Here is a 22,542-nt window from a genome sequence, read left to right on the forward strand (position 1 = left end):
CGCAATCGTTTGCGTCACTATCGGTGATTGTAACTAGATGTGTCTGGGGATGGGTAAGTTGCTAATAAGTAAGAATAAAAGTTAATAATCTTGAATCGGTGAAATAAAGTAAGGAAAGTTGCATATTTAGTGATTTTTGCTCTCAATTAGGGTTTACAACAGCCATTCATCCTCACTGCATTATATGAACGGTTCAGGCTTCGTTGACACTGGAGATTGAATAGTCTTTAACATCCATTTCTTTTCTACCTATTTTGTCCTATTTTAGATTGCTTTGATCTTGAAGATTTTTTCTCTGATATATATCCGGTAAATGCCATATGGCCGACCGACAACACCGGCGATTAAACAGAAGATGAGAACACTTTTTAGCATTTGCTCGGGGGTCGCACCGCTTATCGAAAGGTTGATGAGATACAGCGGCATTTCAAATGAAAGGTAGGCAAAGGTATCCACTAAGTAAGGGATAACACCTTTATTGTTGTTAGTGAGTCGGCATTTCTTAAAAATCCAATCACGCCATATTCCAAAAGGCCGTGCAGTTGCGGTGATGATGAAGAGCCCTATAAATCGGGCGCTGAGATGGGTGGCCAAACTCATTTGTGCAAAGCCCAACTCGATAGGGATAGAGATAAAATAACAAAAGGTATTGAGCGCAAACACATCGGCCGCGAAGTTTACCAACCGTTGTTTTTTTCTTGAGGAGAGTACGGCTTCCATGCTTTTTCCGTATTGCTTTTAAGGATATTACACGATTATGCAAAGTGGGTATGGCAATAACCTTTCAAATCATGTGGTTAGCGATGTTATTTTACTGATTGCTATACGTCAACATTGCCTTTGAGGGGAAGTTAATTTTAGTTGCATATCTGCTGAACAATATTTAACAGGCAGGATGAATGGTTGTTTTTTGTAAATGATTTAATATTTTATAAATTAAAGGCGAGCCATTTTTTGTTCGATTATCTGACAGGGAAATACCGGTTGTGAGTGAACCCGAGTGACTATCATGTGGGGGTTCCACAATGTGGGAACAGTATTCCGCAAAATGGAACGTTGACCATCATCACATTTTATCGAATTGCAGCACGCTATATTTACACCATCAGAGATTGGGGGGGTGAGTATGGGTTCAAAACAAGGCAATCAGGCATTAAACAAAGCCATCGCGGTTATCGACGCGATTGCCGATGGCCACCGCCAATTAAAAGATATTTGCGATCTGCTGGATTTACCAAAGTCTACTGTTCACCGTATTTTGCAGGGGCTGATTGAAGCCCGTTACATTCGAGAAGTGAAGGGTATCGGTCTTGTCTTGGGCACTAAGATGATCCAGCTGGGGATCCGCGCCCAGCAAGATATGCCGCTGAAAGAAATTGCCAAGCCTTTTTTGCGTGCATTGGCAGAAGAGACGAAGGACACTGTGCACCTCGGGATCAAAGACGAAGACGAGATCTTCTATCTCGATAAGATCCCGGGCGAAAGGGCGATACAACTGCGTTCCCAAGTGGGTGACCGGCTGCCGATGGCGGCAACCGGCGTGGGGAAGGCGTTGATGATTGATATGCCGAAAATGGAGTGGCAACGCCTAATCAAAAAACAACAGGGCGTTGATCTGGAAGCCATGCTTTCACGAATGGAAGAATACTCCAAGAACGATTACAGCTTTGATCTTGAAGATAATGAAGATCTCGTACGATGTGTAGCAGTACCTATTCGCAACAAATACAACAATATTATTGCTGCTATTTCCGTTACCAGTATTAAAGAGTATATGCCTGATGAAAGAATGCAGGCACTTATTCCCTTAATGAAATCATATAGTCAGAAGATATCTGAACAACTTAATTAAACTCTACCCATAACGAACTATCGTTATATATAAAGACCTATTAGGAAGATACTATGTCTAGATCAGGTAAAATTCTAGCCATTGGTGGGCTTTTTATCGCCTCCATTATTGGTGCCGCTATTGTAACGAATGGCAATAACACAACAAATACCACAAATTTAGCCTGTGAGTCACAAATAAAAACGCTGCGCTTTAGTATGAGTTCTAATACCCAGCATCCTATTTATGATGGTGCAAGTAAATTTAAAGAATTAGTAGAAAAAACAACTGATTTAACCGTTGATATTTATCCGTCAGCACAATTAGGCGATGACCGGGCAGCCATTGAAATGTTGCAATTGGGCACCCTAGATGTGTCGATTCCATCGACGGCGCCATTGGCAAACTTTTATCCGGAATATAATGTTTTTGATCTTCCTTTTATGATTCCGAATGAAGCCGTTGCCGATAAAGTACTGCGTAGCGATTTTGCCGGTGATATGCTGGAAATGCTTCAATCCCGTCGCTTGATTGGCCTGGACTTTTGGGAAAATGGCTTCCGCCATCTTACCAACTCGCGCCGTACGGTGACCAGTGTTGATGATGTGAAAGGCCTGAAGGTACGTACCATGGAAAGCCCGCTTCACCTTGATGCGTGGAAGGCTCTTGGCGCAACGCCAACGCCAATGGCATTCAACGAATTATTTACCGCTCTTCAGCAGGGAACGGTTGATGGCCAGGAAAACCCATACCCGAATATTGCCCTCAACAACCTGTACGAAGTACAGAAGCAGATGACAGATACTGGCCACGTGTATACTCCGTTGGTACTTATTTTCAGCGAGGCAAGTTGGAACAAGCTAAGTGCTCATGATCAGGCGGCAGTGCGCCAGGCGGCGATTGAAGCCGGAGACTACCAGCGTGAAGTCAACCGTCGTGTCAATAATGATAGCTTGGCAACTATTAAAGCCAATATGCAGGTGACAGAACTTACACCGGAAGCGCGCAGTGAATTCCGCAAGGCGACTGAATCTGTGGTTGATAAATACCGTGATGTGATCGGTGGTGACATTATTGATTCATTCACTAAAGAAATCGCCAAAGCAGAAAAAGAATCAGCAGTTCAGTAATTAAAATAAACCACTCTATCGGTATTTCCGCTTGGCAAGTGATGCCGGGCGGAATAAGGAAAACCTTATGATTAAATGGTTAGACAAATACTTGGAAAATACACTGGCCTGTATTTTACTTGCTGTCATGGTTGTCGCGATATTTACTCAGGTCGTGACCCGGACATTAGATATTTCACTGTCATGGACAGAAGAGCTTGCCCGCTATTGTTTTATTTGGCTGGTATATATCGGTGTAAGTTTTGCCGCTTCGCGTAAGTGCCATATTAAGATTGATGCAATTGCAATGCTGTTGGATGAAAAAGAAAAGAAATACCTGTCGCTATTGGCTGACTTGGTATTCTTTGCCTTCTCGTCATTCATCCTGTTCCATTCGACTCAAATGGTGCTGGAGCTCTATCACCTTGGTCAAACATCGCCAGCTCTGGGGTTGCCAATGTGGATTGTGTATCTGGCAGGGCCCGTTGGCTTTGCACTTACGTCATTCCGTTTGATCCAGCAGATGGTCATCACTTTTGATGAGCTTGAAGCACTCAAGCTGCAACAAGCAAAAGCCAGCGAATAAGGAAGGGAAGCATGTCTATATTTATTCTTTTTTCAACCTTTGCCTTCTTGGTGATCTACACCGTGCCGATTGCGATTGCATTGGGTATTGCAACCTTGGTAACGATTTTGTCTACGGGCAATTTGAGTGTCGACTTTCTTGTCAGCACATTGATCACATCGGTGGACTCGTTCCCAATCATGGCAGTGCCGTTCTTCATCTTGGCCGGTGACATCATGGGAAGCGGCGGTATCTCACAGCGCTTGGTGAACTTTGCCAATTCGCTGGTGAAAAACATCACTGGTGGCTTTGCGATAGCCTCAATCATTACCTGTATGTTCTTCGCGGCGATTTCGGGTTCAGGTCCGGCAACGGTAGCGGCCGTGGGTGGCATCATGATCCCGGCAATGATCAAATATGGCTATGACCGAGGCTTCGCTACCGCCGTCGTCACGGCTGCCGGTGCGATTGGGGTGATGATCCCACCGAGCATCCCAATGGTGATGTACGGCGTGTCTGCCAGCACATCGATTGGTGACTTGTTTATTGCCGGTGTGGTTCCTGGCCTGCTTGTAACGTTCTGTTTGATTGTGTGGGCGTACATTTATTCTAAGAAGAAAGGCTACAAAGGCTCCGGTGAACCGTTCTCGCTTAAAGAAGTGTTCGAGCAGCTTAAGCATGCCCAGCTTGCCCTGCTGATCCCGGTGATTATTCTGGGGGGGATCTATGGCGGTATCTTCACCCCGACCGAAGCCAGTGTGGTTGCAGTGGTTTACGGCCTGGTTGTTAGCTTGTTTGTCTACAAGGAAATCACGTTCAAGGATCTGCCGCAAATATTCACCAAGTCAGTGCTGACTTCTGTGATTGTATTGTTGATTGTCGGTACGGCGACAGCCTTCGGCAAGTACTTGGCCCTTGAGCAAATCCCGACTCAAATTGCCAATGCCATGTTGGCGTTTTCTGACAGCAAGATTGTCTTTATTCTGCTGATGGTTGCGCTTCTGCTGGTTGTCGGCTGTTTCATGGAAACGGTTGCCGCGATCATCATCCTGACACCAATCCTGGTACCGGTTGCCATGCTGTTCGGATTTAACCCCGTGCACATCGGTATCATCATGGTGGTGACATTGGCGATTGGCTTTATTACCCCACCGCTTGGCTTGAACCTGTTTGTCGGCTCGAGTGTGTCTGGGATCTCCGTTGAGCGTCTGTCGAAAGCCATTGTGCCATTCTTCGTCGCTATGCTAATTGCCCTGCTATTTGTCATCTTCATTCCGCAACTGTCTCTGGCTCTGATTTAAAAAGGTAACACTATGAAAATTATTGACGTTATTCCGCACGCGATTTCTGTACCGCTGGAGCAGCCGTTTTATTTCTCGCAGGGCTGGGTACATAACCGTAGCTCGCTGATTGTGGAAATTGTGACTGACGAGGGGATTAGCGGCTTTGGTGAAGCTCTTTGCCATGGCCTGCAGCCTCCTCACATTGCCGCTGCTTTCATTGAGCATGCGTTCAAGCCACTACTGCTAAACCGCGACCCATTTGATGTCGAAGTGCTGTGGGAAGAGATGTACAACCTGACTCGTCCATACGGCCAAGGAGGCTCGGCGGTTAATGCTATCAGCGGTGTTGATATCGCATTGTGGGACATCATGGGTAAAGCACTCAACCAGCCTATCCACAAATTGATTGGTGGGGCGTTCCGTAAAGAGGTGACACCTTACGCGACCGGTTTCTACCGTGTCGATGGGGCAACGTATCCTGCCGACTCTATTGATGAAGCCCACCGCCATGTTGAATCGGGATTCGGTGCGTTCAAGCTGAAGATTGGCTTCGGTATCGAGGAAGATATCGCGTTGATCCGCGCTATCCGCGAAGCGGTGGGTGAGGAGGTGAAGATCATGGCTGATGCCAACGGGGCCTACAGTGTCGGGGCGGCACGTCGCATCATCAAGGAAACTGAAGAGTACAACCCGTATTTCCTTGAAGAGCTCCTGGCTCCTGAAGATCTGGAAGGCTACCAGCAGATCAAGAACCTGTCGAAAACCTACATTGCAGCCGGCGAGCAGGTTTTTGGCAAAACGGGTTACCGCCCGTGGTTGGAAGGCAATGCTCTGGACATTATTCAACCGGATCTTTGCTCGTCAGGCGGTATTACGGAGTGTAAGAAAATCGCGGCGATGGCACAGGCGAACAATACCCGCATGATCCCGCATGTCTGGGGGTCGGGCATTGGCATTGCTGCATCATTGCAGTTCATTGCTTCATTGCCAGCGGCACCATTGTCACTTAATCCTATCGAGCCAATGTTGGAATATGACCAATCATCACATCCATTCCGCAAGGATCTGATTTGCGACGGCATCAATATGGTTGATGGCAAGGTGCAAATTTCGACCAAACCGGGTATTGGCGTAGATGTTAATCGTGAGATCATCGAACGCTATAAGATCAACTAACGCTCTAATTTTTTTTATATTTTGCCCCGTGATAGCGGGGCAATGGTAGGGATCTTATTGAATGATTAAAAAACAAATACCGGCACATTGGCTCGTCATTGATTGGGGAACAACAAACTTTCGCGCTTTTGCGATGGACGCAAAAGGCGACGTACTTGATAAGGTTGAGCTGTCACTGGGCTTGCTTCAAGTAAAGGAAGGTGAGTTTGCCTCTGAGCTGGAAGATGTGTTGTCAGGCTGGCTAGCCGAGTATAAGCATCTGCCAATTTTTATGGCAGGTATGGTGGGTTCACAGCAGGGGTGGGTCAATGTTGATTATGCATCGACGTCAGTAAATGCATCACAGCTTGCCGATAAAGCCTATCGTTTCGAGCTACCTTGGGGGGCATTGGCAACTATAGTTCCTGGTGTCAGCCATCAGTCCGGTACGGGCATGTTTGATGTCATGCGTGGTGAAGAGGTTCAACTGTTTGGTCTTGCCAGACTAACGGGCAGACTGGATTTAACTGCAGTTATGCCGGGCACTCACAGTAAGCATGCAGTACTAAGCAATGGCGAACTAACGTCTTTTTCGTCCTACATGACGGGCGAGCTATTTTCAGTGGTTTCAAAGCACACCATTTTGGCACGAGGTTTACCTGAAAATACTTTGCCGCTTAACCATACAGCCTTTTTGAAAGGGGTGGCAGACGGACAGGCTGAACAGCTTACCAATACCTTGTTCATGGCTCGTACTCACCGTTTATTCAACAACATTGCCGAAGACGAAGTTTCTGATTATCTCTCGGGTGTGCTGATTGGCAATGAGCTTAAAGCCCTAACTGTGCAACAAAAACAGGTGTATTTAGTCGGTGGCAGCAAGCTATGTGCTCGCTACCAACTTGCCTGCCAGGCACTAGATATTGAATCAACTTACATTAATGGCGATGACTGTTTCATTGCCGGAATGGCTGCTATCCAGGAGGTAATGAAACATGACCACTAAACCATTTAACTTAGCTGATAACCTGCCGTTGGTGGCAATCATCCGTGGTGTCACACCGTCTGATGTGGTTGATGTGGCACAAGTGCTTATTGAAGAGGGCTTCACCATGATTGAGGTCCCGCTCAATAGCCCTGACGCGCTAGTGAGCATCAAAAAGCTGGTAGACCATTTCGGTAGCGATTTCTACATCGGTGCCGGTACAGTGACAACGCCAGAACTTGCCCAGCAAGTGATCGATACGGGGGCTAACTTGGTCGTTACGCCCAACTATCATCAAGAGGTAGTTAAAATGTCTGTCGAGGCTGGGTGCGTGACCTTCCCGGGTGTTGTGACACCAACTGAGGCGTTCGCGGCCTTGGCAGCCGGAGCGACCGGCCTCAAGTTGTTCCCGGTCACTATGCTGGGGACATCAGGGTTCAAGGCGCTGAAGTCCGTATTGCCGCCAGACACCATTTGTTTGCCTGTCGGTGGCATCAGCCCAAGTGTAGATAGTATGAAGCCGTACATGGAGATTGGCGCGCAAGGTTTTGGCCTTGGTGCGGCGCTTTACAAGCCGGGTATGGCATTAGAGCAGATCCGGGGCAACGCTAAAGCGTATATTGAAGCGTTTAAGGCTTGCTATTAACCCGATAAGGGGGATTTAAGTGCCGGTGCAAGCCGCATTAATAAAGTAGTAAGTGTGGCTGATAGGACGACAGTCTTTTCAGCCCTTATTAAAAATGCTGGTTTACGATGTATTCGGCATATTCACTGGTGAAGCCCACGCAGCTGAAATTGAGGATCTCGCCGGCGTAGAAGGTGTGCTGGTTTCCCTGTAGCTGATTGAGCTTGTCGTAAAACCCCTTGTTAAGCTCATCGGTTTCGACGTGGGGAAAGTATTTCCAATGAATGAATTGATGGACAGACTCTATTTCGCCACCCATTTGATGGACAAACGTTCGCAGGTTGTCGGTGACTTCTTTTTCGCTGATGTTTTTATCGGTTAGAACATAAAAAGAGTAGACGGGCTGCCCGGCATGACGGTAGTACCAAAATACGGGGTGGCCTTCTCGCTCTCGACAAAAGTTCTCTGGCACGTAGCCGGTTTTTTCAACAAAATTGTTAACCGTGCAAAGAATGGTTTGGTAGTCCAGGTACTGGATTTTTTTAAACAGTGTCTGCTCTTGCAGGCTCAAGTCCATAAACAACGCGGTTTCGTCCAAAGGCGTTGTCACAATCAGTTTGTCGAACTCTTCTCTCCCGGACTCTGTGTCAATTGTTATGGTTTCAGCCCGGCTGATTTGGCTTATTTCTGCCTTGAATCGAACATCATGCTGTCTGGCGACACGGGTCCATAGCCCCTGTATGCCGTTGGGAAAGGTGTACACTTGATTTTTTAAGTAGGCAACAATCGTTTTCCAGTTGACGTACTTAAGGACATAGGCGGTTGGCACATGATCGGAATAACAGTAGCCAAAGCTGGAGAGAAATAAACTGAAGACATTGGCTAAATCACTAATTTTGTATTTTTTTGAAAATTGATCAAAGGGCAAGGTAATTGCCGGGGAAAGATTGCGAAACCCGGGGGACGCCAGCTCGTTGTACCGTTTGAGTATACGCCGATAGCGAAAGAACAGTTGCCAAAGCACTTTGAGTTTGAGCGCCAATGACTGCGAAGGGATGGGCTGGCCGTTCTGGTCAACGAAGATACTCTGGCCAAAATGTGCCCGTTCAAAGGGGATCGCATACTTTTTCGCCAACCGAAGAGGCACGGTGTTATTCTCGGTCAAAATTCCCGCCCCAAGTTCATAGGTTTTTGCGGCGATATCGACACTGAGGCATTTTCCGCCGGCATGATCGGTGCGCTCAAAGACAGTGATATGCTGATAGCCTTTTTGTTTCAGAGCTTCAGCAGCAGTGAGCCCTGCCGCGCCAGCCCCTAGGATGGCAATGCGCTGATTCAGATCTATCTCATTGTTTTGTTGACGGTCCATAGTAAATTTTTCTTTAAAATTGTCGACGCGCAAAGTAGCCCTGCCATGGTGCCGCCGGCGATGCTTGCCGTCATCACATCCTGCCCCGAGAGAAATAGATTGGTTACCGGGGTATGTATGCGCAGACATTTTTGCCGGAAGCGTTGCGGTGAGTGGGCGAGACCGTAGATCTCACCTTGCTGGTGGTGGGAAAAGTGGCTTGTACTGAGCGGGGTCGAGACTTCGTAATAATCGACTTTTCCTTTCAGCTGCGGAGCCACACGGTACAGCTGCTCTAACATTTGCTGTGCGAGATGCTCTTTGAGCGCATTATACTCTTCGCCCCGCTTCTGCCATGTTGTATTTTCCCATTGGGCAAACCAGCCATAGGGCACCAGAATCACCACTTCGGCGGTGCTTCTGCCGGGGTGTGCCTGCTGTGCGGCAGGATCTTTTGCCCAGGGGAACGAGACAAACGCGACCGGAAGCGGGCAGGAGAAATCCTTGTACTCAGCGCGCCCTCGGTCATGATCGTACTGCTGGGGAAAAATCCAGTAATTGCATTTGGGCAAGTTCAGTGCCGATGGCGGCTCTTTGATGCCGATATATAATCCGGCATGTGCCGTGGCAGGCTCGAACTTGTCTATGAGGGTGTCGAGCTGGTGCTGCTGGCGTACTTCATTAGGCAGCAGGCATGAGTAGGTACTGACAATGCCGGTGGCGCTGACAACCGTACTGGCGTAGAAGGCTTCACCGTCACTCATGCGGACGCCTATTGCTTTATTGTTTTCGACAATAATCTCGCGCACATCGGCTTGGGTTAGGGCCACCCCGTCCGAGTGCTCAATAATTGGAACAACACACTCGGCGAGTTTCGAAGCCCCGCCTACAGGATAACCGGCCCCTTCCATATAGTGATTGGCAAGCAGAGCATGCATATAGAAGCTGCTCTTCGATGGCTCTAAACCGTAATCACCATATTGGCAGGTTAATACACCAATCAGCTTGGGATTGTCAGTGATTTCCCTTAATACTTCCAATGTGGTTCTGTCGGATAGCTTGAGTGTGCTGCGGCGGAGAAAGTCGCCGAAGAGTTTGGCTAGAAACGGGGGGAGGGTTTTTTCGACATAATAGCCGCTACCAAGTTGTTGGGCTTGATCGAGTAAAGCGAAGTACTTGTCGATCGAGGCCTTGTCCTGCTTGGCGGGGAAGTATTGTTTTAGTTTCGCCTTAAGGTTTTCCCGTCCTCTCGGGAACTCGTATTCGTCGTCACCAAAGATTGCCCGGTCATAGATGTCATCGAGGGGTGCCCATTGGAGCTGGTCTTGCGAAATATAGCGAAACACCTTGTTTAGTGCAGTGCCCTTGATATGAACTTGCCCCACATAATGTAAGCCAACGTCCCAGACATATCCCTTGCGGCTAAACGTATGGGAATATCCGCCGAGTACGGTATGTTGCTCTAGCAGAAGCACGCGCTTGCCGGCTTGGGCTAAAAAGGAAGCGGCACTCATTCCACCGGTCCCAGAGCCGATTATGATGGTATCAAAGATCCGTGTGTCTGTAGCCTGAGCCGATTTAATGTAATCCTTGTACCCTCTGCCAATCATATCGTGCACCTTTTAGTTAAGGTTGCATTATCATCAAAGTGCCAGCAAGTTAGACAAGTCCATCAATCCATACAACCCGCTAGGTAAAATCTCACTCTAATAGTAGCAGTCTATGCCTCAATGATTCTGAAATTGTTCCATTCCCTTAGGCGCTTGTCGTCTGGGTCGTTGTTGCCGTTACAGACTAAGCGGATACTTTGGGCCGAAACACTCCCTAAAGGTAGTTCAACGAGCAGATCATTATTTCCCGGCGTAATGATTTCGGTGAGCCTGTTAAATACCGTTCCGTCCTCGCTATATTCGACGGTAAAGAAGTACTGACGTTGGTCTCCTTTGTTTTGCGCCACTTTCAAGGTGTGAAGCTGGTGTGGTTTGTCGAAACATAGTTTGGCCGAACTCAGAAAATGTAAAGGCCGTGACATTGTCGGCCAGCCCGTCATCCTTAAGCTTGCACTGCCTCTTGCCCCATTGAGATCTGATTTAGAAGCCTAGGGTATTACCTCGATGTGATGTAACACTTATCCTGCAACAATCACTGTAACAAAAACTGTAACACCTCCTGTGGTATCAGTTTGTGGCTTGGCTTCAATATCCCAAGGGCCATGATGTCTGGAATGGAAAGAACAGCATTCTTGTCGATTATTTGTGCTTTTTATGGCTTTTTGATGCGGTAATTGATTGTTTTGTATTCGTTTGTGTGTTTTTTTCTTGATTACGTGACTGTGCTTTATTTGCTGCTCAATGAATATTTTTCTGTAACAGTTACAGTTATGTGCGGTTGATCACTTCTTTTATTCCGGTATGTGGTTAGTATTCTTGCAAGTTTCATTCGGTATTAATTAGGCAGTATGATGTTAAATACGACAGGACATAAAATTTGGCAGTCGCCAGAAGTGACGGGGATCAACCGCTTGAAAGGGCATGCCCCTTTATTTAGCTGGCGCTCCGAGCAAGCAGCATTGAAAGATTCATCCAGCTCATCCGTAATGCCGCTCGATGGTGAATGGGATTTTGCGCTGTTCGAATCGCCAGAAAGTGTTCCGGAACAATGGCATAAGCAAGGTCTCGCAGAGAGCAGTAAAATTACTGTTCCAGGTAACTGGCAGCTGCAAGGATACGACCGCCCGATTTATACCAATGTAAAATACCCTTTTCCGTGTAACCCTCCTCTTGTGCCGGAAGACAATCCAACAGGTTGTTACTATCGAACCTTTAACGTGCCATCAGGCTGGCAGGAGAAAACACAAACACGCATCGTGTTTGATGGGGTAAATAGTGCGTTCTCACTTTGGTGTAATGGGCGCTGGGTTGGCTATTCTCAAGACAGTCGTTTGCCAGCTGAATTTGACCTGTCGTCTTACTTGATTGAAGGAACTAACACCCTTGCTGTAATGGTTATGCGTTGGTGTGATGGTAGCTATATGGAAGGGCAGGACATGTGGTGGTTGAGCGGTATTTTCCGCTCAGTAAAACTGCTCAATAAACCGTTATCCCATATATCAGACGTCAATGTTACCCCCGACTTAGATGCCAATTACCTTGATGGCAGCTTGAAAGTCGAGGTACAGGCTAACTGTGCTGATAATCACTCGGTTCGCGCCACGCTTTACGATAGCGATGACTGTGTCGTTGTGACCCAAAGCATGGTGATGGGAACGAAGCCAATCGATGAAAGGGGAGCATACAAAGACCGATGCATGCTCAAATTAGACGTTAGCAATCCTCAAAAGTGGAGCGCGGAACAGCCTAACCTGTATCGTGTGGTTGTAACCTTGGTTGATCCAGTTGGCGGTGATGTCGAAAGTGAAGCTTATGACGTGGGTTTCCGAAAGGTTGAAGTGCTGGATGGGCAACTGTGCCTGAACGGTAAGCCATTGGTGATCCGCGGCGTCAATAAGCATGAACATCATCCGACCAAAGGCCATGCTGAGCCGTTAGCAATGGTTGAGCACGATCTTAAGTTGATGAAGCAGAATAACTTTAATGCAGTACGTTGTTCTCATTATCCTCATCAGCCAGGCCTATACTCCCTTTGCGATCGACTGGGGTTGTATGTAATTGATGAAGCGAATATTGAAACCCATGGTGTTTCTCCAATGAGGTATCTGGCCGATGATCCTCTCTGGGCGAATGCGTTTCTTGAACGTATGATCCGCATGGTACAGCGGGATTACAATCACCCCTGCATTATTATCTGGTCGCTAGGCAATGAGTCTGGCTATGGTGCTGCTCATGATGCGATGTACCAGTGGACTAAACGTCGTGACCCATCCCGCCCGATCCAATATGAGGGAGGAGGCTCCGATACCGCCGCGACCGATATTATTTGCCCAATGTATGCGAGAACCGACCGCGATCAAGAGCAAGGTCATAGCGATGATCCCAAGTGGTCTCTAGAAAAGTGGGTGGGGTTACCAAATGAAAACCGGCCAATTATTCTTTGTGAGTACTCCCATGCGATGGGTAATAGCTTAGGGGGCTATAAGGAATACTGGGACTGCTTTAGGAAACACAAGCGTCTTCAGGGCGGCTTTATTTGGGACTGGGTCGATCAGGGCTTGGAAAAAACCAGTGATGATGGCCTGCAGTACTGGGCTTATGGGGGGGATTTCGGTGATGAAATCAATGACCGCCAGTTCTGCATTAATGGCCTGGTATTCCCCGACCGCACTCCTCACCCTTCACTACTTGAGGCCAAGCGAGTACACCAGCCTTTCCAGTTTGAGGTTGTTAGTTTCCAGCCACTTACTGTCAAGGTGCACAGCGAGCACTTATTTGTGGCAACAGCTGACCATTACCTTTCATGGAAAATCCATAGCGAAGGTGAAGTAATTACAGCGGGTGAGCAGGACTTGCATCTGGCACCAAATAGCTGTGGTGAATATGTGCTGGCCGAGCAGTCTGTTGATATGTCTCAGCAAGCCTACCTTGATATTTCGGTGGTGCAACGCGGTGAAACCCGTTGGTCGCCAGCGAACCATACGGTTGCCCAGCATCAATGTGCTCTGCCTAAGAAGTTGCCGAGTGAACTTGCCGTGTCTAAGAGCTCAAGCAATGCTGCTTTTACCGAAACAGAGACAAGCTGGCAAGTGATGTCGGCAGGGCAGAGTTGGGAGATTTGTAAATCGACAGGTTTGCTCACGCAGTGGGAGAAGGATCAGGTACCGCAGCTCTTTTCACCTTTGGTTGACAATTTCTTCCGCGCTCCAATAGATAATGATATCGGTATCAGTGAAGTGGACTACCAAGACCCAAATGCCTGGGTGGTTCGTTGGCAGCAGGCTGGACTGTTTGACTTGAGCCATCGTTGTCTGTCACTGGAGGTTTTGCCAGAGCGAGGTGAAGTGATTGCCCATCATGGCTACTCGAGCAAGGGCAACTTGTTAATCACTACCTGCTGGACATGGCATTTTGTCGGGAATGGTGAGGTGAGAGTAAATATTGATGTCAAATTGGATCCGGCTTTGCCTCCGATGCCGCGTATAGGCGCCGTGATGCGCTTGAATACCGCACCTGAGCAAGTCATGTGGCAAGGGCGGGGTCCTCACGAGAATTACCCGGATCGCAAGGCAAGTGCTGACATTGGCCGTTGGCTACAGCCATTAACACAGATGCATACGCCATATATTTTCCCTAGCGATAATGGGTTGCGCTGCGATTGTACCAGCCTGCAGCTTGGTACGGTCGAAGTTGGTGGGCAATTCCATTTCAGTGTCTCGAAATATGGACAACAGCAATTAGCCGAAGCCAAACATACCTTCGAGCTTCAGCCGCATGATGGCTTGTATGTGTATATTGATGGTTTCCATATGGGGCTTGGCGGTGATGATTCTTGGACGCCGAGTGTACTACCGAAATATCGACTAGAACAGCCTGAATATCAGTGGGCTATCACTTTGAAATAATAAATAAACAAAACTGCCTGCCTAGAAATAGGCAGGCGTATTTTCAATCCATATAACAAAGGTTACATTATGTCTGAAGGCGTAATATCGTTAAAAACTAAAGTGTCTTATGGCTTAGGGGCTTTAGGTAAAGACTTTGCTTGTTCGATTATTTATATATTCCTGATGTTTTATTATACCGATGTTGCTGGTATTCCTGCGGCATTTGTCGGTACACTATTTTTAGTCGCCAGGTTTGTTGATGCCGTAACAGACCCTATTATGGGAATGGTGGTAGATAATACCCGTTCACGATTTGGTAAATTTAGGCCTTGGATTGTCATTGGCACCTTAGTCAACTCGGTATTTCTGGTGATGGTGTTTAGCACCCATTACTTCGAGGGGATGGCTTTATATGTCTACGCCACGGTTACCTATATACTCTGGGGTATTACCTATACCATCATGGATATTCCATATTGGTCGATGATTCCATCCATGTCGAAAGAACGGGCAGAGCGTGAAAGGCTGGTGGTATGGCCGCGCCTGTTTGCCAGCTTTGCTTGGATGTTAATGGGTACTTATGGCCTCTATGTGGTTGGTTTCTTTGGTGGTGAAGACAAAGGCAGTGGCTTTTTATACTTGAGTCTTGCAATTGTCGTTGCGTTTATTGCCAGTGCGCTCATTACTTTCTTTAATGTCAAAGAAGTCATAAAAGATAAAAAAGTTACCACCGAAAAATTTAGTCTTCATGATGTGAAGAAGATTATTAGTGAAAACGACCAGCTTAAATCTCTCATCGGCGTTGTCTTAAGTTTTAATATTGCCATCCAGCTGGTTGGTGGATTTGCTATTTACTACTTTACTTATGCTATTGGCCGAGAAGACTTATTCCCGATGTTTGCACTACTTTCGGGTGTGGCTGAAATTGCCGGTGTATTTTTATTCCCTCGCTTGTGTAACATCATTAATCGAAAGCATATGTGGTTGGTGGCATGTGGCTTCCCAATGCTCTGTAGCGTAGTACTTATTTTTACTGGCCTGTTCGCGCCAGAAAATGGCATTTTGGTTGGTGTCGCCGGTGCGGCATTGAAATTCGGTGGCGGTCTATCCAATGGTCTTTCAACGGTTATGCTGGCAGATGTTGTGGATTATGGTGAGTATAAAACTGGCCACCGCAGCGAAAGTATTATCTTCTCGGTTCAGACTATGTTGGTGAAATTCGCCGGGGCCCTGTCAGGCTTTTTCGTGGGTATCGGACTTACCATGATTGGCTACGTTCCGAATGTTGAGCAGGCAGCTGAAACAATTCTTGGCTTGCGCATCTTGATGATTGGTATTCCGACATTGTTGGTCGCAATGAGTGCATTTATCTACGTCAAAACATATAAGTTAAACGGCGAATACCAGCGTATGGTCGTTGAAAAAATTACAGCAGTATAAATAACAATATAAAGGGAAAATTATGAAACACCTTAGTAGCCCTACACTTTTAGCTTGTGCTTCGTTACTTGCATCGACATCTGCATATTCGGCTTATGTTGAAATCGGTAGTGAATATGAAGATTGGGGGGACCAACCTCAGCGTACGAACCATGTGCCATACGTTGCCTTCGAATTTAATCCAGTCGATGATTCATCGTTGTTTTTATACGCTAACTTTAGTTATCGTCATATGGACCAGAGTGATGAGCGAACTTGGAATAACCGTGCCCGTCAGGATCTAGCAATTGGCTTGTCTGAATGGTACGAAGATATTGGTCTTTGGTGGGGACCGAAATTTCAAATACGTAACGAGATGTATGCCAATGATACGCGTCGTACCGAATATAGATTCTACAATAACATGGCGTATCGCCTAGCCGAGGACTACGAACTGATCCTTGACGGGTTTATTGCTCCTGTCGGTAGCCACAATCGCCCTCGAGGAGAGGATTGTGTCGGTGAGAACGGTTGCCAAGATCCTGCCAATAACGATCGCAGAGAGGACTACTGGGACTACTACCATGAGCTAGATTTTGGCCTGCGCACGCATCTGTCTTGGGATAAAACGTTACAAACAACGCTATACAGTGAAGTAAGCAAGCAGAATGATTATGGTGATGATAATCGGTACTGGGAAGAAAATAAGCGAGTTGAATGGCAGCTACGCGTAAATTATACCCAAAGATTCAATGATCTGACATTAACCCCTTTTGTGCGCTACACGTTCCATCGTGAAGCCGAAAGTGTGGGCTACGGGAATAAGGATGAGCTGAGAATACGTGCTGGTTTATGGGGAGATTATAAGCTCGACGATAAATCAAAACTATTATTTGAAACCTATTATCAAACGGAAGATAAAGAGAACTTCGAGAATGATTGGAATCAGCAACAGTGGACGGATGACTACTTTTTCGTAAAGTTGGCCTATCGTCGTAGCTTTTAATACATGATGCTCTTCATTAAAAATAAATAGTACCCGAGATAAAAAATGAAAAAATTATTATTATCCATGGCAGTTGCTTCAGTACTGTCTACACCTGGCTTTGCTTCAACGCTCGATATTGATATTAATGACACTAAGCAGACCATCCACAGTTTCGGAGCGTCGGATGCCTGGTCTATCAACCCTACGATTAACAAATGGCAGTCTGAAGGCAATGAACAGGCGATTGCTAACCTAGCTGATATGTTGTTTTCCACTGATAAAGGTATTGGCTTATCAGCATGGCGTTTTAATATCGGAGCCGGTAGTGCAGAGCAGGGCGCGGAGAGCTTCATCCGTGACCCATTGCGTCGGGCCGAGCTACTCGTTCCTGAGCAAGGGGGTGAGATCGACCCAACTAAGCAGCGAGGTCAAATCCGCTTCATGCAAGAGGCTCACCAGCGGGGCGTGAATAACTTTATCGCGTTTTCAAATAGCCCACCGTATTACTTGACCAAAAATGGCCTGGCGCACCCGACAGCGGCAGATGGTGTGGGTTCAACAAACCTAAAACCAGAGCATGTTGATGATTTTTCAGACTTCCTTGTTGATGTGCTGACTTACCTTCGCAGTGATGAAGTGGGCGTGCCGGTGAACTATATCAGTCCGATTAACGAGCCAACATGGGAATGGGAGGGGCAAACCCAAGAGGGGAACCGCTATAACATGAAGGAAGTGAAAGCGGTTTATCGAAGCTTGGATAAGAAGCTAACCGATGCAGGGCTGCGTGCCGATATCCATATTGATGGTGGTGAGGTTGTGGAATACACCGCGGCATTGCGCGACTCCTATAAACGCAACTTTAATGGCTCATCGCAGACCAATGGAATGAATTCTCGTGGGGTCGGTTTATACCGCAACTATATTGATGAATTACTTGGTGATGAGGAAATCCGCGATATTATCGGCAACCAGATCTCGTTGCATGGCTATTTCTCTGATGGTTGGTCAGATCGCCTCGGTAAACTGCGTGATATGACCTATGACAACGTCAAGGCAGTATCGCCAGATGCCCAAATCTGGATGAGTGAAATGAGTATTCTTGGCGGCGCGGGCGGCGTCCGTGATTTTGACGGTCATGGTTTTGATGTCAATGACATGGACTACGCATTGCATGTCGGCAGGATCATTCACCGCGACCTAACCAGGTTGAATGCATCGGCTTGGCATTGGTGGTTGGGTCTGACCCCTTACGATTATAAAGATGGTATGGTGAAAATTGCGCCTTCGCTTGATGCTGATACGGTTCAAGATTCCAAAATGATGTGGACTGTGGGTAACTACAGCCGATTCATCCGTCCAGGCTATCAACGTGTGGAGCTTGGTGGCTATGATGATTTGAAAGGGCTTATGGCGTCAGCCTATCTTTCACCACAAGGCAAAGAGCTGGTCGTTGTGATGGTCAATATGGGAGATACAGCGGAAGGTGTGGATCTTGATATTGGCAACGAGGCCAAAATCAGCCAACTGACAACTTACGTAACGAACAAGGAATACGATCTCGAAGAAGTCGCCCTGGCGAAGAAAGACGCCGAGTATGTCGTACCTCCGCGTTCGACAGTCACTTTCGTGGCAACGCTATAACCACTAGTACTGCCAGTTAATAAAAAGTCCGCTATCAAATAGCGGACTTTTTTTATTGTTTGGCGACAGAGTCTCTTGGAACTAAGGTCGGAATATAGACATTGTTTGCCGCATCATCGGGCGTTTGCATTGATGCCAACTCGATTGCCAGCATCGCTGCTTGCTCAGCCATGATTTGAATTGGATAGCGGACTGTTGTCAGTTGTGGCTGAAGGTAGGTCGCAATTCCGGCATCGTCATAACCGATAATTGAGATGTCTTCCGGCACACGAATATTATTGGCTCTCAGGACTGAAATAGCGCCGGCGGCCATAAAATCGTTGTAGGTTGCTACTGCAGTAATTGGCAGGTTCTTAGCGAGCAGGTTACTCATCGCCTCCGCTCCTCCGGCTTCATCGGGCTCGCCTGACACAACTAAGGCATCGGAGTACTTGAGGTTATTATCTACCAGCGCTTGTCTAAAGCCTGCTTTTCTGTCAATGGAATCATCAATGTTATGGCTTGATGCAAGATAGCCAATATTCTTATGGCCTTGCTGAATAAGGTAGCTCACTGCTTGATAGCTGCCTTTGACATTATCGAGTGAAATACAACGGTCGGCTATGGCGGGTATATGACGGTTGATGATCACCAAGCCAGGGATTTGATCGGCAAACTTGATGAGTTCTTCATCACTCAAGCCCTTGGCATGCACAACGAGAGATTCACAGCGATTTTTAACCAGCAGTTCTATCGCTTCACGCTCATAGTCTGCATTATGGTAACCATGGCTGATGAGGATCTGGCGCTTTTGCTCCCTTGCCACTTTATCGACCGCTTTTACCATCAAACCATAAAATGAATTCGATACATCGGCAACTAAGACACCAATGGAATGCGCAGAGTGGGCATTGGAAGACTTGCTTTTTTCTGTCGGGTTATAGCCAAGCTTTTTCATCGCCTCATTAACCGCTTTAATCGCTGTCTTGCTAGTGTGTGGCAGCCTGTTGATTACCCTAGAAACAGTAGCGACGGAAACATTGGCTTCTTTTGCGACATCTCTGATATTTGCCATGGTGAAACTTGCTTATTCGATTTGCTAAAGGGCTGAAAGTATATCATAAAAGGGCTGCAACTATACTTATCTTCCTCAGAATCAAATCTCATTTCACATGTTGTCGGCTGGTGTTTGTTTGTTAAAGCCGAGTCTCTCAATCGCTTTGACTGCGGATAGCGAATCAAGAGTTTTGCGTTATGCTAAACACTTGGCCAACGGTTGTGTTAAGCGACGGCAAATGGTGCGGCGGTTGCGGTGATATTGCTGAGTTGGGTGTTGTGCTATTAAGCAAGCGAGGATGAGCGTATGGGGGCTGAATATAACCCGCCTGAAGTATGGACGTACGACAATGAAAATGGTGGAGAGTGGGCAAGCATTAACCGGCCTGATGCAGGGGCCAGGTATGAGCAGGCTTTGCCTATCGGGTCTCACCCCTTGCAGCTTTACTCGATGGGTACGCCGAATGGCCAGAAGGTCACCATCATGCTGGAGGAGTTGCTGGCTGCTGGGGTATCAGAAGCCGAGTATGATGCGCATTTGGTGCGCATCGGCGATGGTGAGCAGTTTTCATCTGGGTTTGTCGAGGTCAACCCCAATTCTAAAATTCCCGCGCTGGTCGATTACTCGGTAGAAAAGCCGATTAATGTATTTGAGTCTGGGGCAATCTTGCTTTATATGGCTGAGAAGTTTGGCCATTTCCTTCCCCAACAGCTCGACGCCAAAACAAAGGTGATGAATTGGCTGTTCTGGCTCCAGGGCTCTGCACCCTATCTCGGTGGCGGTTTTGGCCATTTCTATGCCTATGCGCCAATGAAACTTGAATATCCAATTGATCGCTTTGCCATGGAAGCCAAGCGCCAGCTTGATGTACTCGACAAGCAGCTTGCAGACAACGCCTTTGTGGCCGGTGATGAGTATTCTATCGCCGATATGGCAATCTGGCCGTGGTATGGCAACCTGGTGCTTGGCAAGCTGTATGATGCGGCGGATTTTCTCCAAGTCGAGCAGTACACCCATGTCGTACGTTGGGCGAAAGAAATCGAGGTCCGTCCAGCTGTCCAGCGGGGCCGAATGGTCAACCGCACTTGGGGGGAAGAGTGGGAGCAGGTGGCAGAACGCCACAGCGCAAGTGATATTGATGAGGTGCTGGCGCTGAAGCCTTCTTCATCTTAAATAAAGCTTGCAAGTACCCGATGATGGTGAAGGTGCTACTCTTGCTCGCGAACCGCTGTCACCTTGGGGTTGCCCACTACCGAAAAGGTAGTGGGTTCGATGGTCAAAGCGTTTATGTTGTGAGCATATGTGCTCGGCAATGAGGGTGATAGCCTACTGTTTTTTCAGTTGTAGGTAGCTCAGTACTGAAAGCAGGGTAAAGAAAGCGGGATCGCTCCAGCCGAAGCCAGTAAATATTCCCTTAACGCCAGCATAAACAGTAATTATGGCACCGAGAGTGTTGTTGACCAGTAAAGCGGCAAACAGTCTTCTTGCCACTGCACTGGGCGCAATGTCTCTGAGCATCAGGCTGACTGCGGCGATTCCACCGAGAAAGATACTGGTATGCTGCGAGAGGAAATACGCATATTGGTCATTGAGCTCGACACCATACATTGGCCACATTAGGCCTGGTACAAAGAACAGCGCCAGGGCAAAGACGAGGTAAATTGCGCCATGCAGAGTTAAAAAGGTTTTGTTGTTCATCGTTGCCTCACTGATTGACCGGGCCTTCATTTATTGAGGTTAGCGGTTGGTTGATGTCAAAAATCTTCCCCCGAACTTTATTGATCCCCATTTGCTGTAAACGAGCTGTGTGCATATCTAGGTATGTCTGTGCACTCGCTTGGTCTTCAAACAGATAGATACCGCCACCTAGCTGATCGTTTTCACTCTCTGTCCAGATCTTCCAGATCATGCCCGGTTCATTGTTAATTGACTCGGCAAGGCCAGCTAATGCACTGGACAGTTCTTTACCAAACGGACCGCTAAACTCAAAATCAACCTGTAGTAGTTTCGCCATTGTTATATCTCCACATTGGAACAAGCCAGCTTCATCGGCTTCGTTTTAAATTGTGGGATCATTCTGATCTATAAAAAACCAACAGAAAAGTTCATAATATTGCGGGTAAATGTGGAATATTTAGACATATGAGATTAAAGACCACTCTCGATCAATGGCTGACGCTGCAGGAGATTGATCGTGCTGGCAGTATTCAGGCAGCGGCCACCAACTTGAACAAAAGCCATACCACGCTTATCTATGCGGTGAAAAAGCTCGAAGAACAATTAGGGGTTTCATTGGTAGAAGTGCAAAAGCGAAGGGCCGTTCTCACGGAGGAGGGGCAGGCGTTACTGCGCAGGGCCAATGCCATGCTTGAGCAGGCGCGTGATTTGGAGGTGATGAGCGAACAGATAGCCAAAGGGATAGAGTCTGAAATCACGATTGCTATCGATCACCTTTGTGATCCGGCATGGCTATATCACCCGATGGCGGAATACTTGTCGCAAAACAGCACGACGTCGATTCAGGTTGTGGAAACCTCGCTGTCTAAGACCCAAGAAATGGTTACTAGCGAGCAAGCGGACATCGCTATCATTAATCTGCCGGTTACCAACTACCCTGCTGAAGCTTTTGGGGTGATTTCCATGGTTCCAGTTATCTCTTCACATCATCCTCTGGCACAAAAAACGTCACTTTGCTTTGGCGATCTCTCTACCGCCAGCCAGATTGTGGTCCGTGATTTAGGCGGTGAACGTGATAGAAACAGTAAGCAAGATATTGGCTGGTTGAAATCTCGCCAGCGAATCACGGTCGATAATTTCGACCATGCTTTTCGAGCCGTTGAGCAGGGGGTGGGATTCTGCCGTTTACCAGAGCACATCGTAAAAAGCCGTGCTGGTGACAGCATGGTAGTACTCAGCATAGAAAACGCCGAACGTTATCAAGTGCCGTTGCACCTGACTTTACCCAAAGGCGTGAAAACAGGCCCAGCAGCAAAATGTTTCTATGATATGTTGCTGAATGCAGGTAGAAAAAGGCTCAACTGACAAACCTTCTCTGGATTG

20 protein-coding genes are annotated in these 22,542 nt (G+C 47.3%); 13 read left to right on the forward strand and 7 right to left on the reverse strand.

Features of this window, described 5'->3' with window-relative positions:
• Window positions 1-264: 264 nt before the first annotated feature.
• Complete coding sequence (gene alaE / locus C9J03_RS08740; RefSeq protein WP_052829573.1) at window positions 265-720, reverse strand: L-alanine exporter AlaE; 456 nt, start codon at window positions 718-720, stop codon at window positions 265-267.
• Window positions 721-1,126: 406 nt separating this feature from the next.
• Here alaE and C9J03_RS08745 point away from each other — a divergent pair, with 406 nt between their 5' ends.
• The 7 genes from C9J03_RS08745 (at window position 1,127) to C9J03_RS08775 (ending at window position 7,574) form a co-directional block, all read left to right on the forward strand.
• Window positions 1,127-1,852, forward strand: a complete 726-nt coding sequence (locus C9J03_RS08745) for an IclR family transcriptional regulator (protein ID WP_044620694.1) — start codon at window positions 1,127-1,129, stop codon at window positions 1,850-1,852.
• 197 nt (window positions 1,853-2,049) lie between these two features.
• A complete protein-coding gene (locus C9J03_RS08750) occupies window positions 2,050-2,961 on the forward strand; it encodes a TRAP transporter substrate-binding protein (protein ID WP_231580615.1) in 912 nt (303 codons plus the stop codon).
• 67 nt (window positions 2,962-3,028) lie between these two features.
• Window positions 3,029-3,526, forward strand: coding sequence for a TRAP transporter small permease (locus C9J03_RS08755; RefSeq protein ID WP_044620696.1), 498 nt, complete (start codon window positions 3,029-3,031; stop codon window positions 3,524-3,526).
• 11 nt (window positions 3,527-3,537) lie between these two features.
• Window positions 3,538-4,806, forward strand: a complete 1,269-nt coding sequence (locus C9J03_RS08760; protein WP_044620697.1) for a TRAP transporter large permease — start codon at window positions 3,538-3,540, stop codon at window positions 4,804-4,806.
• A 12-nt stretch (window positions 4,807-4,818) separates the two neighbouring features.
• Window positions 4,819-5,964 (forward strand): mandelate racemase/muconate lactonizing enzyme family protein, encoded by a 1,146-nt coding sequence (locus tag C9J03_RS08765; RefSeq protein WP_044620698.1) that lies wholly within the window; start codon window positions 4,819-4,821, stop codon window positions 5,962-5,964.
• Window positions 5,965-6,025: 61 nt separating this feature from the next.
• Window positions 6,026-6,949: a 2-dehydro-3-deoxygalactonokinase gene (locus tag C9J03_RS08770; RefSeq protein ID WP_044620699.1), complete on the forward strand. Its 924-nt coding sequence runs from the start codon at window positions 6,026-6,028 to the stop codon at window positions 6,947-6,949.
• Window positions 6,939-7,574 (forward strand): 2-dehydro-3-deoxy-6-phosphogalactonate aldolase, encoded by a 636-nt coding sequence (locus tag C9J03_RS08775; RefSeq protein WP_044620700.1) that lies wholly within the window; start codon window positions 6,939-6,941, stop codon window positions 7,572-7,574. The genes C9J03_RS08770 and C9J03_RS08775 overlap by 11 nt, the downstream gene beginning before the upstream one ends.
• Window positions 7,575-7,662: 88 nt before the next feature.
• Here C9J03_RS08775 and C9J03_RS08780 read toward each other — a convergent pair whose 3' ends face one another.
• From C9J03_RS08780 to C9J03_RS08790, 3 genes are all read right to left on the reverse strand, one after another.
• On the reverse strand, window positions 7,663-8,922 hold the full coding sequence (locus C9J03_RS08780) for an FAD-dependent oxidoreductase (protein ID WP_044620701.1): 1,260 nt from the start codon (window positions 8,920-8,922) through the stop codon (window positions 7,663-7,665).
• Window positions 8,895-10,511 carry a phytoene desaturase family protein gene (locus tag C9J03_RS08785; RefSeq protein ID WP_044620702.1) on the reverse strand — a complete coding sequence of 539 codons (1,617 nt, stop codon included), beginning with the start codon at window positions 10,509-10,511 and terminating at the stop codon, window positions 8,895-8,897. The genes C9J03_RS08780 and C9J03_RS08785 overlap by 28 nt, the downstream gene beginning before the upstream one ends.
• A 110-nt stretch (window positions 10,512-10,621) precedes the next feature.
• Complete coding sequence (locus C9J03_RS08790) at window positions 10,622-10,933, reverse strand: discoidin domain-containing protein (protein ID WP_044620703.1); 312 nt, start codon at window positions 10,931-10,933, stop codon at window positions 10,622-10,624.
• 426 nt (window positions 10,934-11,359) lie between these two features.
• On the opposite strand from C9J03_RS08790, the gene C9J03_RS08795 reads away from it, so the two are divergent.
• From C9J03_RS08795 to C9J03_RS08810, 4 genes are all read left to right on the forward strand, one after another.
• On the forward strand, window positions 11,360-14,416 hold the full coding sequence (locus tag C9J03_RS08795; protein ID WP_044620704.1) for a beta-galactosidase: 3,057 nt from the start codon (window positions 11,360-11,362) through the stop codon (window positions 14,414-14,416).
• A gap of 69 nt (window positions 14,417-14,485) precedes the next feature.
• The gene (gene melB / locus C9J03_RS08800) at window positions 14,486-15,838 is read left to right on the forward strand and encodes a melibiose:sodium transporter MelB (protein WP_044620705.1); all 1,353 of its coding nucleotides are present in this window, start codon (window positions 14,486-14,488) and stop codon (window positions 15,836-15,838) included.
• A gap of 22 nt (window positions 15,839-15,860) precedes the next feature.
• Entirely contained in the window at window positions 15,861-16,823 is a 963-nt protein-coding gene (locus C9J03_RS08805) for a hypothetical protein (protein WP_044620706.1), read from the forward strand.
• A gap of 45 nt (window positions 16,824-16,868) precedes the next feature.
• Window positions 16,869-18,446, forward strand: coding sequence for a glycoside hydrolase (locus C9J03_RS08810; protein ID WP_231580617.1), 1,578 nt, complete (start codon window positions 16,869-16,871; stop codon window positions 18,444-18,446).
• Between the two features lie 52 nt (window positions 18,447-18,498).
• Here the strand turns inward: C9J03_RS08810 and C9J03_RS08815 are convergent, their stop codons facing one another.
• Window positions 18,499-19,500 (reverse strand): substrate-binding domain-containing protein, encoded by a 1,002-nt coding sequence (locus C9J03_RS08815; RefSeq protein ID WP_044620708.1) that lies wholly within the window; start codon window positions 19,498-19,500, stop codon window positions 18,499-18,501.
• Window positions 19,501-19,788: 288 nt separating this feature from the next.
• On the opposite strand from C9J03_RS08815, the gene yghU reads away from it, so the two are divergent.
• Window positions 19,789-20,655 (forward strand): glutathione-dependent disulfide-bond oxidoreductase, encoded by an 867-nt coding sequence (gene yghU / locus C9J03_RS08820; RefSeq protein ID WP_044620709.1) that lies wholly within the window; start codon window positions 19,789-19,791, stop codon window positions 20,653-20,655.
• Between the two features lie 153 nt (window positions 20,656-20,808).
• Here the strand turns inward: yghU and C9J03_RS08825 are convergent, their stop codons facing one another.
• Complete coding sequence (locus C9J03_RS08825) at window positions 20,809-21,180, reverse strand: hypothetical protein (RefSeq protein ID WP_044620710.1); 372 nt, start codon at window positions 21,178-21,180, stop codon at window positions 20,809-20,811.
• Window positions 21,181-21,187: 7 nt separating this feature from the next.
• The gene (locus C9J03_RS08830; protein ID WP_044620711.1) at window positions 21,188-21,496 is read right to left on the reverse strand and encodes a monooxygenase; all 309 of its coding nucleotides are present in this window, start codon (window positions 21,494-21,496) and stop codon (window positions 21,188-21,190) included.
• Between the two features lie 128 nt (window positions 21,497-21,624).
• Between C9J03_RS08830 and C9J03_RS08835 the strand changes: the two genes are divergently transcribed.
• The gene (locus tag C9J03_RS08835; protein WP_044620712.1) at window positions 21,625-22,524 is read left to right on the forward strand and encodes a LysR family transcriptional regulator; all 900 of its coding nucleotides are present in this window, start codon (window positions 21,625-21,627) and stop codon (window positions 22,522-22,524) included.
• The last annotated feature ends 18 nt before the right edge of the window (window positions 22,525-22,542 follow it).

This window comes from Photobacterium gaetbulicola, assembly GCF_003025515.1.
Taxonomy (GTDB): Bacteria; Pseudomonadota; Gammaproteobacteria; order Enterobacterales; family Vibrionaceae; genus Photobacterium; species Photobacterium gaetbulicola.

Bases quoted from the DNA above. Each gene is read 5' to 3' on its own strand.
- alaE (WP_052829573.1), bottom strand. From the start codon at position 720: ATGGAAGCCGTACTCTCCTCAAGAAAAAAACAACGGTTGGTAAACTTC.
- C9J03_RS08745 (WP_044620694.1), top strand. From the start codon at position 1,127: ATGGGTTCAAAACAAGGCAATCAGGCATTAAACAAAGCCATCGCGGTT.
- C9J03_RS08750 (WP_231580615.1), top strand. From the start codon at position 2,050: ATGAGTTCTAATACCCAGCATCCTATTTATGATGGTGCAAGTAAATTT.
- C9J03_RS08755 (WP_044620696.1), top strand. From the start codon at position 3,029: ATGATTAAATGGTTAGACAAATACTTGGAAAATACACTGGCCTGTATT.
- C9J03_RS08760 (WP_044620697.1), top strand. From the start codon at position 3,538: ATGTCTATATTTATTCTTTTTTCAACCTTTGCCTTCTTGGTGATCTAC.
- C9J03_RS08765 (WP_044620698.1), top strand. From the start codon at position 4,819: ATGAAAATTATTGACGTTATTCCGCACGCGATTTCTGTACCGCTGGAG.
- C9J03_RS08770 (WP_044620699.1), top strand. From the start codon at position 6,026: ATGATTAAAAAACAAATACCGGCACATTGGCTCGTCATTGATTGGGGA.
- C9J03_RS08775 (WP_044620700.1), top strand. From the start codon at position 6,939: ATGACCACTAAACCATTTAACTTAGCTGATAACCTGCCGTTGGTGGCA.
- C9J03_RS08780 (WP_044620701.1), bottom strand. From the start codon at position 8,922: ATGGACCGTCAACAAAACAATGAGATAGATCTGAATCAGCGCATTGCC.
- C9J03_RS08785 (WP_044620702.1), bottom strand. From the start codon at position 10,511: ATGATTGGCAGAGGGTACAAGGATTACATTAAATCGGCTCAGGCTACA.
- C9J03_RS08790 (WP_044620703.1), bottom strand. From the start codon at position 10,933: ATGTCACGGCCTTTACATTTTCTGAGTTCGGCCAAACTATGTTTCGAC.
- C9J03_RS08795 (WP_044620704.1), top strand. From the start codon at position 11,360: ATGATGTTAAATACGACAGGACATAAAATTTGGCAGTCGCCAGAAGTG.
- melB (WP_044620705.1), top strand. From the start codon at position 14,486: ATGTCTGAAGGCGTAATATCGTTAAAAACTAAAGTGTCTTATGGCTTA.
- C9J03_RS08805 (WP_044620706.1), top strand. From the start codon at position 15,861: ATGAAACACCTTAGTAGCCCTACACTTTTAGCTTGTGCTTCGTTACTT.
- C9J03_RS08810 (WP_231580617.1), top strand. From the start codon at position 16,869: ATGAAAAAATTATTATTATCCATGGCAGTTGCTTCAGTACTGTCTACA.
- C9J03_RS08815 (WP_044620708.1), bottom strand. From the start codon at position 19,500: ATGGCAAATATCAGAGATGTCGCAAAAGAAGCCAATGTTTCCGTCGCT.
- yghU (WP_044620709.1), top strand. From the start codon at position 19,789: ATGGGGGCTGAATATAACCCGCCTGAAGTATGGACGTACGACAATGAA.
- C9J03_RS08825 (WP_044620710.1), bottom strand. From the start codon at position 21,180: ATGAACAACAAAACCTTTTTAACTCTGCATGGCGCAATTTACCTCGTC.
- C9J03_RS08830 (WP_044620711.1), bottom strand. From the start codon at position 21,496: ATGGCGAAACTACTACAGGTTGATTTTGAGTTTAGCGGTCCGTTTGGT.
- C9J03_RS08835 (WP_044620712.1), top strand. From the start codon at position 21,625: ATGAGATTAAAGACCACTCTCGATCAATGGCTGACGCTGCAGGAGATT.